This is a genomic window from Pseudomonas sp. GD04058, assembly GCF_029836855.1.
Taxonomy (GTDB): Bacteria; Pseudomonadota; Gammaproteobacteria; order Pseudomonadales; family Pseudomonadaceae; genus Aquipseudomonas; species Aquipseudomonas bharatica.
The window spans coordinates 114,510-128,591 of record NZ_JAOECN010000004.1 but is presented as its reverse complement, the minus strand read 5'-3'; the positions used below and the strand labels follow the sequence as shown (position 1 = coordinate 128,591).

Genomic DNA, 14,082 nt, shown 5'->3' with positions numbered 1-14,082 from the left:
GCCAGAGGCATCGGGGAACCAGCATGGTTTTTTGTTGTTCTTTCGGGCCCCATCGCCGGCAACGCCGGCTCCCACAAGGTTATTCACCTGCCACAGGACCAGTGTTCGACGCCATCTCTGTGGGAGCCGGCGTTGCCGGCGATGAGGCCCGCCAGGCCAACGCCTTGTACAACCCCACCGCATTCAGATAAGACGCCGTCTCCGCCCCCGCAATCGCCTGCCTTGTGCGCAACAGCTCGCGCTGACTCTCCAGCACCGCCTGATAGCTCCCGCCGCCGGCGTCATAACGCCGGCTGGCGATGGCGAACGCCGCCTCGTCATGCACGGCCGACTTCACCAGCCCCTGCAGATGCCGCTGCTGCTCGGTCAGTTCCACCACGGCGCCCTCCACTTCTTCCACCGCCACCAGCAGCACCTGCTCGAAGCGCGCGCCCTCGCCCGCCGAACGTGCCTGCGCCGCCCGCAAGCGGGCCCGCACACTGCCCAGGTCCAGCGCCGGCCAGGTCAGCACGGGGGCCAGTTCGAAGGCCCGCGAGGCACTGCCGAGATCGCCGTCGCGCAGGGCGAAGAAGCCGATAAAGCCTCCCAGGTTCAAGCGCGGATAAAGATCCGCCGTCGCCGCGCCGACGTCTTCGACCCGGGCCGCCAGCAAGCGCTCGGCGCGCACCACATCCGGGCGCTTGCGGATCAGCCGGTCGACATCGCCCAGCGGCAGTTGCCGGGCCAAAGGCAGCGGTGGCGCCGCACCCAACGCCAGCGCAAGACTGCCGGGACGCTGTCCGCATAACACTTCCAGCCGGTACAGGCTGCGCTGCAAAGCACTGCTCAAGGGTGCGATCGATGCCTCGGCCCGCAGCAGGTTGCTCCGCGCACTTTCCCGGTCTTCGGGCAGACCGCTGCCCGCCGCCAGCTGCGCCTCGATCATGCGCACCGTCTCGCCCCAGCTACGCACCTCGTCATGGGCCAGCACCAGTTGCCGTCGCTGTCCCTGGGCCTGGAACCAGGCTCGCGCCACCTCGGCGGCGATGCTCAACTGCACCTGCTCGAAGTCTGCCCGGGACGCCTCGACCCGCGCTTGCGCGGCACGACTGAGGTGGTCGAGGCGGCCGAACAGGTCCAGTTCCCATTGCAGGTCCAGCCCTGCCCGCCACGACTCGGCCAGGCTGCGCTGGGGCGCCGCGCCGTCCACCGCGCGCTGTTCAAGACTGCGCTGGTAACCGGCCTCGCTGGTGACCTGCGGATAGCGCTTGAGGTCCTGTTCGTCGAGTCCGGCGCGGGCCAGCAGCAGGTTGGCGTGGGCCTGGCGCACATCGTTGTTCTGTACCAGGGCCCGCTCGATCAGGCGCGACAGTTGCGGGTCGTCGAAAAAACCCCACCAGTTCGCCTGCGACTGCGCCCCGGTCGCAGCGAACTCCCCGGCCTGCGGACTGACCAACGCGATCGGCGCCACATCCGGCTGCCGATACTGCGACCCGACACTACAAGCCCCCAGAATCAACGCCCCGCTCACCACGCCAAAATACTTCATGAGCATTCCTCAGTTCCCCAGCACGCGATGGGCATCGGCCAACTGTTGCTTGCGTGCACCTTCGACCCGGTGATCCCGGGCCAGCCATGAATAAAGGGTCGGCAGCACGAACAGGGTGAACAGCGTGCCCACCAGCATGCCGCAGACGATTACCACCCCCAGGCCGAAACGGCTGTTGGCCCCGGCACCACTGGCGAACAACAGCGGTACCACGCCGAAGGTCATCGCCGCCGTGGTCATCAGCACCGGGCGCAGGCGGACCTGCGCGGCGCGGATGATCGCCTCGCCACGGCCCAGGTTGTCGAGCACCTGGATCTCGTTGGCGAACGCCACCATCAGGATCCCGTGCTTGCTGATCAGGCCGATCAGGGTCACCAGACCGATCTGCGTGTAGATGTTCAGGGTCGCCCAGCCCATCGTCAGCGGCAGCAGCGCTCCGCAGATCGACAGCGGCACGGTGACCAGGATGATCAGCGGGTCCACCAGGCTTTCGTACTGGGCGGCGAGCACCAGGTAGATCACCACCAACGCGGCGAGGAAGGCCCACATCAGCGCCAGTCCTTCCTGCACGTATTGCCGCGACTCCGATTGCCAGTCATGGCTGAAGCCTGGCGGCAGCTCGCTGGCCAGTTGTTCGAGGAAGGCCACCGCCTGGCCTTGGGAAACACCCGGCGCGGGAATCGCCTGCAACGTGCTGGCATTCTGCTGATCGAATTGCAGCAGGCGGTTCGGCGCCACGTCGATGTCCATGTGCACCACGCTGGACAGAGGCAGCAATTGCCCGTCATCCGCCCGCACATACTGGCGGGCCAGGGCCTGCGGGGTCAGGCGTTGGTCGTGGATGCTCTGCGGGATCACGTCGTAGGAGCGGCCATACAGGGCGAAGCGATTGATGTACTGCTCGCCCACCAGCACCGCCAGCGAATCGCCGATGGCCTGCATGCCGATGCCGAGGCTGGCGGCCTTGGCCCGGTCGACACTCAGGCTGACCAGCGGGTTGTTGTAGTCCAGGTCGCTGTCCACCACGACGAACAGGCCGCTTTCCCGCGCGCGCTGCTTGAGCCCTTCCATGGTCTGGTACAGCAGCGGGTAGTCCTGGGCGCTGCGCAGCACCATCTGCACCGGCAGGCCACCACTGGAACCCGGCAGCGAGGCCACCTGGAAGGCGAAGATACTGCTGCCTTCGACCTCGCCCACGGCCGCTTGCAGTTCGGCCTGGACCTGCGCCGCCGAACGCTGGCGTTCGCCCCAGGCACTCAGGTTGATGCCGCCGAAACTGCTGGCCGGGCCGTCGGTGCCGTTGATGATCCAGGTGTCGGTGGTTTCCGGGATGGCCTTCATCACCCGGTCCAGCCTGGCGTTGAAATGCTCGGCGTATTCCAGGCTGGCATATTGCGGTGCCTTGATCGCGGCCAGTACCGCCGCCTGGTCCTCCGGCGGTGCCAGCTCGCGCTGCGCCTGCAGGTACAGCCAGGGCAGGCTCAGGCAGACCAGGATGGCGATGCCGCCGCTGATCCAGCGCCGCGCCAGCGATTGCCCCAGCAACCGACCATACCCTCCGGCCAGGCCCCCGAAAACCTTCTCCGCCAGCCGGGCCATCGGCCCCTCCTGCTGGCCGGGCTTGAGCAGCAACGAGCTCATCACCGGCGACAAGGTCAGGGCAACTATTCCGGAGATGATCACTGCACCGGCCAACGTCAGGGCAAACTCACGAAACAGCGTGCCGGTGAGCCCGCCCATCAAACCGATGGGCGCGTACACCGCCGCCAGGGTCAGAGTCATGGCCACCACCGGCCCGGCGATCTCCCGGGCGCCCGCCAGCGCCGCAGCCACCGGCGTCTGCCCTTCTTCTATATGGCGATGGACGTTCTCCACCACCACGATGGCATCGTCCACCACCAGGCCGATGGCCAGGACCATCGCCAGCAAAGTGAGCAGGTTGAGGCTGAAGCCGAAAGACAGCATCAATGCGGCGGCGCCGAGCATCGACAGGGGAATCGCCAGCACCGGGATCGCCACGCTGCGTAGCGACCCCAGGCACAGCCAGATCACCGCGACCACGATCAGCATCGCTTCGAGCAAGGTGTGCAGCACTTCCTTGATCGATGCATCGATAAAACGTGCAGTCTCGTAGGCCAACGCCACCTTCACCCCTGGCGGCAGGGTCTGCTGGATCTGTGGCAGGAGCTTGCGGATGCCGTCGACGATCACCAGCGGGTTGCCTGAGGGCGTGGGGAACAGGCCCAGGTGCACCGCGGGCTTGCCGTCCATGGTGGCGCTGGTCTGGGTCATGGCCGCGCTCAGCTCGACGCTGCCGATGTCACGCAGGCGCACGAGGTCGCGACCGTCGTTGCGCACGATCAGGTCGCGAAAGGCCTCGACGCTGGTCAGGTCGGTGTCGACGCGGATATCCGCCAGCACGTATTGCCCGCGCACCTGGCCCGGGGTGGCCTGGTAGTTGTTGCGCCGCACCGCCTCGGCCACGTCGCTGGCGGTGACACCGCGCCCGGCCATGCGCTCGCTGTCCAGCCACAGGCGCATGGCCAGGTTCTGGCCGCCGAAGGTCTGCACCTTGACCACGCCATCGATCCCCGAGAACTGTGGCTCGACCACCCGCGACAGGTAATCGCTCAATTCGGGGATGGACAGGGTCTCGCTGGAGAACCCGACATAGGCCACCGCGGTGGAGTCCCCCGCCGACAGCTCGACCACCGGATCGTAGGCCTTTTCCGGCAGGCGATAGCGCACCTGGTTGACCTTGGCCATGGCCTGGGTCAGGGCCTGGGTCGGATCGCGGTTGAGGGTCATGCGCAGGGTGATGGTGCTGCGACCCTGCATCGACGAGGACGCCAGGTAGTCGATGCCCTCCACCGAGGACACCGCCTGGGTGATCGGCTGGGTGACGAAGCCCTGCATCAGCTCGGCAGACGCGCCGGGGTACTCGGTGGTGATGGTGATGGTCGAGCTTTCCAGCAGCGGGTACTGGCGGATCGGCAACTTGCCGAGGGCGAACAGGCCCATCAAGGTGATCAGCGCACTGACCACCAGGGCCAGCACCGGACGGCGGACGAACAGGTCGGTGAATCTCACGGCCGGCCTCCTTCATCCAGGCTGTTGCCGGCTACGGGTTCCACCGTCATGCCATCGCTGAGCTTGAGCTGGCCGGAAACCACCACCTGCTCGCCTTCGGCCAGGCCAGAGGTGATTTCCACCCGGCCCTGCCAGCGCTCGCCGGTGGTCACGCCGACCCGCGCAACCTGCAGGCCGCCCTCGACCTGCCGCGCGACGAACACGGTCTGGCCGTAGGCGGTGTAGGTGACGGCGGTTTCCGGCAGCGACAAGACACTGGCCGGCTGTTGGGCGTCCAGACGCACCCGGGCGTACATGCCGGGTTGCAGTTGGCTGTCCGGGTTGACCAGGGTGGCCTGCACCTGGACCAGGCGCGTGGAACTGATCATGGGGTCGATGGCGCTGATCCGCGCCGGGAAGCTCCGGTCCGCCAGGGCATCGATGCCCAGTTGCACGGTCTGTCCGGTACTCAGTTCGGCGACTACCTGTTCGTTCAGGGAGAAATTCACCCGCAGCCGGTTTGGTTCGACCAGGTTGGCAACCGCGTCGCCCGCATTGAGGTACTGGCCCTGATGCACCCGGCGGATCCCGAGCTTGCCGGCGAATGGCGCGACGATAGCCTTCTGCGCAATCCGCGCTTCAACCTGTTGCAACTCGCCCCTGGCCATGTCGGCGGCGGCGCTGGCGTTATCCAGTTGCTCCTGGGTGGTGACACTGGAGGCACGCAGCTTGCGCGTCCTCTCCAGCAATGATTCGGCATTGCGCAACTGTGCCCGCAGGCGCAGGCGCTCAGCCTGCTCCGGGGCATCGTTGAGCTGGACCAGCAACTGCCCGGCCTTGACCGTCTGGCCCGAGTCGAAGGCAATGCGCGTCACCCGGCCGGCGCTTTCGGCGGCCAGCCGCACCTGATCCACGGCTTCCAGCTCGCCCACCGCGAAACGCTGCCGTGGCGCCGGCATCGACGTAACCCTGGCCAACGCCACCTTGGTTGTCGGCCATGCACTGCTGGCCTGCGCCGGCGGTGTCCGCTGCGTGCCCACTACCAACACCAGCGCACCCAGCGCCAGCGCCCCTCCCCCCAACAGCAGCCTTTTGCCCATGCTCCGCCCCGCTGATCGATGATGATTCCTGCACTTGCAGGAACGACGGGGCCGGACTATAAAACCTCAACTTTACTTGAGGTCAACAGGCATGGCGGGGAAAAAAGCGGTGGACGGGATGCGACTGCTCAGCGTCGGCGAAGTGGCGCGGCGCGCCGGGGTGCCGGTGTCGACCTTGCACTTCTACGAGGCCAAGGGGCTGATCGCCAGTACCCGCAATGCCGGCAACCAACGGCGTTTTCCGGCGCTGGTGCTGCGGACCATCGCAGTGATCAAGGTGGCCCAGCGCACCGGGATTCCGTTGGAGGAGATCAAGAATGCCTTTGGCCGCTATCCGCCGAACAGCAAGCTGACGGCGGCGCAGTGGGGGGAAATGTCCACGGCCTGGCGCGAAGACCTGAATGCGCGGATACGGACGCTGGAAGCATTGCGCGACAGCCTGGATGACTGCATTGGCTGTGGCTGCCTGTCGCTGGAGGATTGTCCGTTGCGCAACCCGGAGGACAGGCTCGGGTTGGAAGGGCCGGGGCCGCGGGTGCTGGAGGCGGCTTGTCGAGGCAGTTGATTGGTGTGGTGTACTTCATGGCCTCATCGCTGGCAAGCCAGCTCCCACAGTGATCGCATGCGCCGCGAACCTGTGGGAGCTGGCTTGCCAGCGGTGAGGCACCGAAGAACACCGAAAAAACCGGACTACCGCAAACCCCAGGCGCCCCGTAGAATGCGCTCCTTTTTTTCCGGGGCATCCTTTCCATGAGCTCAATCGAACAAGGCCCGGCACAGGCCAATGAACTGGTCCTCGGCCTGGAAGACCGGCCGCGCCTGGTGATCGGCCTGCTGGCCGCGCTCCAGCATTTGCTGGCGATCATCGTGCCGATCGTGACCCCGGGCCTGCTGATCTGCCAGGCCCTGGGCGTTTCCGCCCGCGATACCAACCTGATCGTGTCGATGTCCCTGGTGATCTCCGGCATCGCGACCTTCGTCCAGTGCCGCCGCTTCGGGCCGTTCGGCGCCGGGCTGCTGATCGTCCAGGGCACCAGCTTCAACTTCGTCGGCCCGCTGATCGCCGGCGGTGCGCTGATGGTCAAGCAGGGTACACCGGTGGAAGCGGTGATGGCGGCAATCTTCGGCGTGGTCATCGCCGGATCGTTCGTGGAAATGGGCATTTCGCGCATCCTGCCCTTCGTCAAGCGCCTGATTACCCCGCTGGTGACCGGCATCGTCGTGCTGATGATCGGCCTGACCCTGATCAAGGTTGGCCTGATCAGCATGGGCGGCGGTTTCGCCGCCATGGGCAACGGCACCTTCGCCAACGGCGAGAACCTGCTGCTGTCCGGCGTGGTGCTGGCGATCATCGTGGTGCTCAACCGCATCCCGCTGGTGTGGATGCGCAGTTGCGCCATCGTCATTGCCCTCGCCGTGGGCTATGCCCTGGCCGGGTATCTGGGCCGCCTGGATTTCACCGGCATGCATGAAGCAGCGCTGTTCCAGGTGCCGGTGCCGCTGCATTTCGGGCTGGGCTTCTCCTGGTCGTTGTTCATTCCGATGCTGGTGATCTACCTGGTCACCTCGCTGGAGGCCATCGGCGATGTCACCGCCACCAGCAAGGTGTCGCGCCAGCCGGTGGAAGGCCCGCTGTGGATGCAGCGGATCAAGGGCGGGGTACTGGTCAACGGGGCCAACTCGCTGCTGGCCGGGGTATTCAACACTTTCCCCAGCTCGATCTTCGCGCAGAACAACGGGGTGATTCAGCTGACCGGCATCGCCAGCCGCCATATTGGCGTATGGATCGCTCTGATGCTGGTCGTGCTGGGCCTGTTCCCGGCGGTGGCCGGGGTGATCCAGGCCGTGCCCGAGCCGGTGCTGGGCGGCGCGGCCATGGTCATGTTCGGCGCCGTCGCCGCTTCCGGGATCAACATCCTTGCCAGCATCAGCCTGGACCGCCGGGCCCTGCTGATCATCGCTGTGTCCCTGGCCCTCGGCCTGGGTGTGGCCCAGGTGCCGGAGTTCCTCGCCCATATGCCCTCGGCCCTGCGCAACGTGCTGGAATCGGGCGTGGCCACCGGTGGCATCTGTGCCCTGGTGCTGAACTGGTTCCTGCCCGAGGCCAGGCGCGAGGCCTGATCCGGGTCGTGCATCGGACAAGCCCGCAGCCTGCTGCGGGCTTTTTGCTTTATCATGCCGGGTGTTTTTCCCACAGGGCCTGCCATGAAGTTCGTCATCGCGGTTTTTTCCCCCGGCCACGCGCCCTCCTCGCGCCGCGCCTTGCTGTTCGCCCAGGCGGCTCTTGCCGGCGGTCATGAGATCGTGCGCCTGTTCTTCTACCAGGACGGTGTGCACAGCGCCTCGGCCAACGTGGTCACGCCCCAGGATGAAAACGACGTGCCGGCGCACTGGCGCGAGTTCGTCACGGCCCACCAGCTCGACGCGGTGGTGTGCATCGCCGCCGCCCTGCGCCGCGGTGTACTGAACGACGAGGAAGCCAATCGCTATCAGCGTCCGGCTGCCAACCTGCCGGTACCGTGGGAACTGTCCGGCCTCGGCCAGTTGCATGAAGCCGCACAAAGCGCGGACCGCCTGGTCTGCTTCGGAGGCGATTGAAATGGCCAAGTCCCTGCTGATCATCAGCCGCCAGGCGCCGTGGAGCGGCCCGTCCGCGCGCGAAGCGCTGGATATCGCGCTGGCCGGCGGCGCCTTCGATCTGCCGCTGGGCATGCTGTTCCTCGATGACGGCGTGTTCCAGCTCGCGCCCAACCAGCAACCGGCGCTGCTGCAGCAGAAGAACCTCGCAGCCAATCTTCAGGCCCTGCCGATGTTCGGCGTCGAAGACCTGTTCGTTGCCGCCAGCAGCCTGGCCGAGCGCGGCCTGGACCCCGACGGCCTGGGCCTGCCGGTGCAGGTGCTGGATGACGCTGGCCTTACGGCCTTGATCGACCGTTTCGACCAGGTGGTAACCCTCTGATGAGCACCCTGCATGTCATTTCCCGCTCGCCGTTCGGCGACAACCGCCTGGCCAGCTGCCTGCGCCTGCTCGGCCCGCACGACGGCCTGCTGCTCTGTGGCGATGCGGTGTACGCGTTGAATCCCGGCAGCGTAACGGTCGCCGGGCTGACCACGCTCGGCCCGCGCCTGTATGCCCTTGCGGAAGACCTCGAGGCCCGCGCCATCACCGACACCGTCGCCACGGCCGTGGATTATCCGGCATTCGTCGAACTGTCCCTGAACTACGACAAGGTCAACAGCTGGCTATGAGCATCCTGCATGTCAACGGCCGCGATATCGCCCTCGACAAGGACGGTTACCTGGTAGAACTGGGTGACTGGTCCGAGGATGTCGCCCGGGCCCTGGCCGAGCGCGAGTCCATCGAGCTGAGTGCCGATCACTGGGAAGTGCTGGAGCTGCTGCGCCAGTTCTACCAGGAGTTCGAGCTGTCGCCGGCGACCCGGCCGCTGATCAAGTACACCGCGCTCAAGCTGGGCGCGGACAAAGGCAACAGCCTGCACCTTAACCGCCTGTTCAACGGTACTCCCGCCAAACTTGCCGCCAAGCTGGCGGGCCTGCCCAAGCCGACCAATTGCATATGACCGAGCCACGTCCCCTCGTTACCGAAACCCCGGCCGAACACCCTTTCGCCGAATTCGTCCGCATCCTCGGCAAGGGCAAGCGCGGAGCCCGCGGCCTGACCCGCGAGGAAGCCCGCGAGGCGATGGGCATGCTCCTCGACGGCAAGGTCGAAGAAACCCAGCTTGGCGCCTTCCTGATGCTGCTGCGGCACAAGGAAGAAAGCCCCGAGGAACTGGCCGGTTTCACCGAGGCCTTGCGTGCGCGCCTGGATGCCCCGGCGATCGCCGTGGACATCGACTGGCCGAGCTACGCCGGGAAGAAGCGCCACCTGCCCTGGTACCTGCTGGCGACGCGTTGCCTGGCGCGCAATGGTGTGCGCATCCTGATGCACGGCGGTGGCGCGCACACCGCCGGGCGCCTGTATACCGAGCAGGTACTGGGCCTGCTGGACATCCCCTTGTGCCGCAACTGGGGCGAAGTCAGGACGGCGCTGGACCGGCACAACCTGGCCTTCTTCCCGCTGCAGGACTGGGCGCCGCGCCTGCAACGGATGATCGACCTGCGCAACACCCTCGGCCTGCGCTCGCCGATCCACTCCCTGGCCCGGGTGCTCAATCCGCTGGGCGCCCGCTGCGGCCTGCAGAGCATCTTCCACCCCGGCTACCAGGCGGTGCACCGCGAGGCCAGCCGTTTGCTGGGCGATCGCACCATCGTGATCAAGGGCGATGGCGGCGAGATCGAGGTCAACCCGGACGCGACCAGCCATCTCTACGGCACCGCCGAGGGTGCGGACTGGGATGAGGAATGGCCGCAGATGTCGGCGCAACGGCATGTGAAGCCGGCAAGCCTGGAGCCTCCGCATCTGTTGAGCGTCTGGTCCGGCGAGTCCGCTGACAGCTATGGCGAGATGGCGGTAGTCGCGACCATGGCCCTGGCGCTGCGAGGTCTCGGACACAGCCAGGCCGACGCCTTCGCCAAGGCCCGTGAATACTGGGCGGCCCGCCTAGCCTGAGACAATCCATCGACTCTTTCGATCAAACAGGCAGGATCTTTGCGCTATTCGTTCGAACTTGAGCCCGTAGAATGGCCTCCAATTTCAAACGAATTGCCAAGGAGCCTTCACCATGGGCCTGTTGATCGACGGACGCTGGCATGACCAGTGGTACCAAAGCAGCAAGGACGGCGCTTTCGAGCGCGAAAACGCGCAGCGCCGCAATGACTTGCCAGCGGCCGAAGCCGGACGCTATCACCTGTATGTGTCGCTGGCCTGCCCCTGGGCCCACCGCACCCTGATCTATCGCAAGCTCAAGGGCCTGGAAAGCCTGATCGACGTGTCCGTGGTCAGTTGGCTGATGGGCGAGCATGGCTGGACCTTCGACAAGGGCCTGGGCTCCACCGGCGACAAGCTCGACGGCTTCGACTACCTGCACCAGCGCTACACCCGCGACGACCCGCACTACACCGGGCGCGTCACCGTACCGGTGCTTTGGGACAGGCAGGAGCAGCGCATCGTCAACAACGAGTCGTCGCAGATCATCCGCATCTTCAACAGCGCCTTCGACGGCTTGACCGGCAATCGCCTGGACCTGTACCCGGAGCCGCTGCGGGCAAAGATCGATGCCTTGAACGAGCGCATCTACCCGGCAGTGAACAACGGTGTCTACCGGGCGGGCTTCGCCACGTCGCAGAAGGCGTATGAGGAGGCGTTCGATGCGCTGTTCGCCGAACTGGATACCTTGGAGCAGCTACTGGATGGGCAGCGTTACCTGGCCGGGGAATACCTGACCGAAGCCGATATCCGCCTGTTCACCACCATCGTGCGTTTCGATGCGGTGTACTACGGGCACTTCAAGTGCAACCTGCGGCGGATTGCCGACTACCCGAACCTGAGCAACTGGCTGCGCGAACTGTACCAATGGCCGGGAGTGGCGCAGACAGTGGATATGGAGCATATCCAGCACCACTATTACGCCAGTCACAAGACCATCAACCCGAACGGCATCGTGCCCAAGGGGCCGAAGCAGGACTTTGGCCAGGCGCATGATCGGGAACGGCTGGTTGGGCGGGGGATCTGGAAGAAAACCGGGGCCTGAAAGAACATCGCTGGCAAGCCAGCTCCCACACCCTGTGGGAGCTGGCTTGCCAGCGATGAGGCCCTACTGGGCGCCTTCGAACCAGGCCAGCTTGTCGCGCAGTTGCACCACCTCACCCACGATCACCAGGGTCGGCGCATGAACCTCATGCTCCGCCACCAGTTGCGGCAGGTCGGCCAGGGTGCCGGTAAATACCCGCTGGTTCTTGGTAGTGCCTTGCTGGACCAGCGCTGCCGGGGTGTCGGCGGCGCGGCCATGGCGGATCAATTCGGAACAGATGGTCGGCAAGCCCACCAAGCCCATGTAGAACACCAGGGTCTGCGCTGGCGCCACCAGATCGTTCCACGGCAGGTTGCTGGTGCCATCCTTCAGGTGACCGGTGACGAAGCGTACCGACTGCGCGTAGTCACGGTGGGTCAGCGGGATTCCGGCATAGGCCGAGCAACCGCTTGCCGCGGTGATACCGGGCACCACCTGGAACGGTATGCCCTGCTCCGCCAGTTCCTCGATCTCTTCCCCGCCACGCCCGAAGATGAACGGATCTCCACCCTTGAGCCGCAGCACCCGCTTGCCCTGGCGAGCCAGGTCCACCAATAGCTGGTTGATCTGTTCCTGGGGTACCGAATGATCAGCGCGGCGCTTGCCGACATAAATGCGCTCGGCATCACGCCGGCACATTTCGATGATCGCGGGCGCGACAAGACGGTCATACAGCACCACGTCAGCCTGCTGCATCAGGCGCAAGGCGCGGAAGGTCAACAGATCCGGATCACCCGGACCGGCACCGACCAGATACACCTCGCCCGCCGTCTGCTCCGGCTTGCCCTCGACCTTGGCCTGCAACAGGCGCTCGGCTTCGGCGCCCTGCCCGGCCAGCTGGCGCTCGGCGATCGGGCCCTGGAACACCTCTTCCCAGAAACCCCGACGCTGGTTGACGTCGGGGTACAGCTGCTTGACCCGATCGCGGAAACGCGCGGCCAGCCCGGCCAGTTCGCCGTAGGCGGCGGGGATCCAGGTTTCCAGGCGGGCACGGATCAACCGCGCCAGCACCGGGGCATCGCCGCCGCTGGAAACCGCGACCACCAGCGGCGAACGATCGACGATGGCAGGGAAGATCACCGAGCACAGCGCGGGGGCATCCACCACGTTGACCGGCACGCAGCGCTTGCGCGCATCTGCCGAGACCTGGGCATTGAGCGCCTGGTCATCGGTGGCGGCGATGACCAGTTGGCAATCGTCCAGGTCCTGTTCCTGATAGCCACGCTCCAGAAGCTGGCCACCACTGTGCCGGGCCAACTCGGCCAGTTGCCCTTCGATCGCCGGGGCGACCACGCGCAGCCGTGCTCCGGCATCGGCCAGCAGGCGGGATTTGCGCAAGGCAATCTCGCCGCCACCCACCACCAGGACCTGACTGCCGCGCAAATTGTGGAACAGCGGCAGGAATTCCATTTAGCCGATGACCTCGATGCCGCCCATGTAGGGCTTGAGGACTTCCGGTACACGGATGGTGCCGTCGGCCTGCTGGTAGTTCTCCAGCACCGCGACCAGGGTCCGGCCTACCGCCAGGCCCGAACCGTTGAGGGTGTGGACCAGTTCCGGCTTGCCGGTTTCCGGGTTGCGCCAGCGCGCCTGCATGCGGCGGGCCTGGAAGTCGCCGCAGTTGGAGCACGAGGAGATCTCGCGGTACTTGTCCTGGCTCGGCACCCAGACTTCCAGGTCGTAGGTCTTGGTGGCACTGAAGCCCATGTCGCCGGTGCACAGGGCCAGCACGCGGTACGGCAGCTCCAGCGCCTGCAGGACGCGCTCGGCGTTGGCGGTGAGGCTTTCCAGGGCTTCCATGGATTTCGACGGCTCGACCACCTGGACCATCTCGACCTTGTCGAACTGGTGCTGGCGAATCATGCCGCGGGTATCGCGGCCCGAAGCGCCGGCTTCGCTACGGAAGCACGGGGTGTGGGCGACGAATTTGATCGGCAGGTCCTTGGCGTCGACGATCTCGTTGGCAACGATGTTGGTCAGCGACACCTCGGCGGTCGGGATCAGGTAGAAATCGGCCTCGCCTTCGCGGCTGATCTTGAACAGGTCTTCCTCGAACTTCGGCAACTGGCCGGTGCCTTGCAGCGCCGGGGCCTGGACTAGGTACGGGGTGTAGGCCTCTTCGTAACCGTGCTCGTTGATGTGCAGGTTGATCATGAACTGGGCCAGGGCGCGGTGCAGGCGGGCAATCGGCCCGCGCAACAGGGCGAAGCGCGCGCCGGAGAGCTTGGCGGCGGTTTCGAAGTCCAGCCAGCCGTTACGCTCGCCGAGAGCCACGTGGTCCTGGATCTGGAAGTCGAACTGGCGCGGGGTGCCCCAGCGACGGATTTCGACGTTGCCGTCTTCATCCTCGCCGAGCGGAACGCTGGCATCCGGCAGGTTGGGAATGGTCAGCAGGATCTGGTCCAGCTCGGACTGGATCTGGTCCAGCTCGACCTTGCCGGCGGCCAGCTCGGTGGCCATGCGCTCGACGTCGGCCATCAGCGGTGCGATGTCCTCGCCCTTGGCCTTGGCCATGCCGATCGACTTCGAGCGCGCGTTGCGCTCGGCCTGCAACTGCTCGGTACGGGTCTGCACCGTCTTGCGGCGCTCTTCCAGGGATTCGATGCGCGCGACATCCAGGCTGAAGCCACGGGAGGCCAGGCGGTCCGCCACTTCCTGAAGTTGGCCGCGTAACAGTTTGGAATCGAGCATA

Annotated in this window: 13 protein-coding genes; 8 read left to right on the top strand and 5 right to left on the bottom strand. The window is 65.9% G+C overall.

The window, feature by feature from the left end; genetic code table 11:
- Positions 1-79: 79 nt before the first annotated feature.
- Genes N7650_RS05435 through N7650_RS05425 form a run of 3 tightly spaced genes read right to left on the bottom strand, consistent with a single transcriptional unit; the run spans position 80 to position 5,697 of the window.
- Positions 80-1,528: a TolC family protein gene (locus N7650_RS05435; protein ID WP_279897303.1), complete on the bottom strand. Its 1,449-nt coding sequence runs from the start codon at positions 1,526-1,528 to the stop codon at positions 80-82.
- Positions 1,529-1,537: 9 nt separating this feature from the next.
- Entirely contained in the window at positions 1,538-4,618 is a 3,081-nt protein-coding gene (locus N7650_RS05430; protein ID WP_279897302.1) for a MexW/MexI family multidrug efflux RND transporter permease subunit, read from the bottom strand.
- Positions 4,615-5,697: an efflux RND transporter periplasmic adaptor subunit gene (locus N7650_RS05425; RefSeq protein ID WP_279897301.1), complete on the bottom strand. Its 1,083-nt coding sequence runs from the start codon at positions 5,695-5,697 to the stop codon at positions 4,615-4,617. Before N7650_RS05425 ends, N7650_RS05430 begins: the two co-directional genes overlap by 4 nt.
- 91 nt (positions 5,698-5,788) lie before the next feature.
- Between N7650_RS05425 and soxR the strand changes: the two genes are divergently transcribed.
- The 8 genes from soxR (at position 5,789) to N7650_RS05385 (ending at position 11,351) form a co-directional block, all read left to right on the top strand.
- Complete coding sequence (gene soxR, locus N7650_RS05420) at positions 5,789-6,262, top strand: redox-sensitive transcriptional activator SoxR (RefSeq protein WP_279897300.1); 474 nt, start codon at positions 5,789-5,791, stop codon at positions 6,260-6,262.
- A gap of 185 nt (positions 6,263-6,447) precedes the next feature.
- Complete coding sequence (locus N7650_RS05415) at positions 6,448-7,818, top strand: uracil-xanthine permease family protein (RefSeq protein WP_064303276.1); 1,371 nt, start codon at positions 6,448-6,450, stop codon at positions 7,816-7,818.
- 84 nt (positions 7,819-7,902) lie between these two features.
- Positions 7,903-8,295 carry a sulfurtransferase complex subunit TusD gene (gene tusD, locus N7650_RS05410; RefSeq protein WP_009397593.1) on the top strand — a complete coding sequence of 131 codons (393 nt, stop codon included), beginning with the start codon at positions 7,903-7,905 and terminating at the stop codon, positions 8,293-8,295.
- A 1-nt stretch (position 8,296) separates the two neighbouring features.
- Positions 8,297-8,656 carry a sulfurtransferase complex subunit TusC gene (tusC, locus tag N7650_RS05405; RefSeq protein WP_009397596.1) on the top strand — a complete coding sequence of 120 codons (360 nt, stop codon included), beginning with the start codon at positions 8,297-8,299 and terminating at the stop codon, positions 8,654-8,656.
- Positions 8,656-8,946: a sulfurtransferase complex subunit TusB gene (tusB, locus tag N7650_RS05400; protein ID WP_279897299.1), complete on the top strand. Its 291-nt coding sequence runs from the start codon at positions 8,656-8,658 to the stop codon at positions 8,944-8,946. Before tusC ends, tusB begins: the two co-directional genes overlap by 1 nt.
- Positions 8,943-9,278 (top strand): TusE/DsrC/DsvC family sulfur relay protein, encoded by a 336-nt coding sequence (locus tag N7650_RS05395; protein WP_009397599.1) that lies wholly within the window; start codon positions 8,943-8,945, stop codon positions 9,276-9,278. The genes tusB and N7650_RS05395 overlap by 4 nt, the downstream gene beginning before the upstream one ends.
- Positions 9,275-10,270 (top strand): glycosyl transferase family protein, encoded by a 996-nt coding sequence (locus N7650_RS05390; protein WP_279897298.1) that lies wholly within the window; start codon positions 9,275-9,277, stop codon positions 10,268-10,270. Before N7650_RS05395 ends, N7650_RS05390 begins: the two co-directional genes overlap by 4 nt.
- Before the next feature lie 112 nt (positions 10,271-10,382).
- Positions 10,383-11,351, top strand: a complete 969-nt coding sequence (locus tag N7650_RS05385) for a glutathione S-transferase family protein (protein WP_279897297.1) — start codon at positions 10,383-10,385, stop codon at positions 11,349-11,351.
- Positions 11,352-11,414: 63 nt separating this feature from the next.
- On the opposite strand, the gene cysG is transcribed toward N7650_RS05385, so the two are convergent.
- The gene (gene cysG, locus N7650_RS05380; RefSeq protein WP_009397602.1) at positions 11,415-12,800 is read right to left on the bottom strand and encodes a siroheme synthase CysG; all 1,386 of its coding nucleotides are present in this window, start codon (positions 12,798-12,800) and stop codon (positions 11,415-11,417) included.
- A complete protein-coding gene (gene serS / locus N7650_RS05375; RefSeq protein WP_279897296.1) occupies positions 12,801-14,081 on the bottom strand; it encodes a serine--tRNA ligase in 1,281 nt (426 codons plus the stop codon).
- Position 14,082: the final 1 nt, after the last annotated feature.

Bases quoted from the DNA above. Each gene is read 5' to 3' on its own strand.
- N7650_RS05435 (WP_279897303.1), bottom strand. From the start codon at position 1,528: ATGAAGTATTTTGGCGTGGTGAGCGGGGCGTTGATTCTGGGGGCTTGT.
- N7650_RS05425 (WP_279897301.1), bottom strand. From the start codon at position 5,697: ATGGGCAAAAGGCTGCTGTTGGGGGGAGGGGCGCTGGCGCTGGGTGCG.
- soxR (WP_279897300.1), top strand. From the start codon at position 5,789: ATGGCGGGGAAAAAAGCGGTGGACGGGATGCGACTGCTCAGCGTCGGC.
- N7650_RS05415 (WP_064303276.1), top strand. From the start codon at position 6,448: ATGAGCTCAATCGAACAAGGCCCGGCACAGGCCAATGAACTGGTCCTC.
- tusD (WP_009397593.1), top strand. From the start codon at position 7,903: ATGAAGTTCGTCATCGCGGTTTTTTCCCCCGGCCACGCGCCCTCCTCG.
- tusC (WP_009397596.1), top strand. From the start codon at position 8,297: ATGGCCAAGTCCCTGCTGATCATCAGCCGCCAGGCGCCGTGGAGCGGC.
- tusB (WP_279897299.1), top strand. From the start codon at position 8,656: ATGAGCACCCTGCATGTCATTTCCCGCTCGCCGTTCGGCGACAACCGC.
- N7650_RS05395 (WP_009397599.1), top strand. From the start codon at position 8,943: ATGAGCATCCTGCATGTCAACGGCCGCGATATCGCCCTCGACAAGGAC.
- N7650_RS05390 (WP_279897298.1), top strand. From the start codon at position 9,275: ATGACCGAGCCACGTCCCCTCGTTACCGAAACCCCGGCCGAACACCCT.
- N7650_RS05385 (WP_279897297.1), top strand. From the start codon at position 10,383: ATGGGCCTGTTGATCGACGGACGCTGGCATGACCAGTGGTACCAAAGC.
- cysG (WP_009397602.1), bottom strand. From the start codon at position 12,800: ATGGAATTCCTGCCGCTGTTCCACAATTTGCGCGGCAGTCAGGTCCTG.
- serS (WP_279897296.1), bottom strand. From the start codon at position 14,081: ATGCTCGATTCCAAACTGTTACGCGGCCAACTTCAGGAAGTGGCGGAC.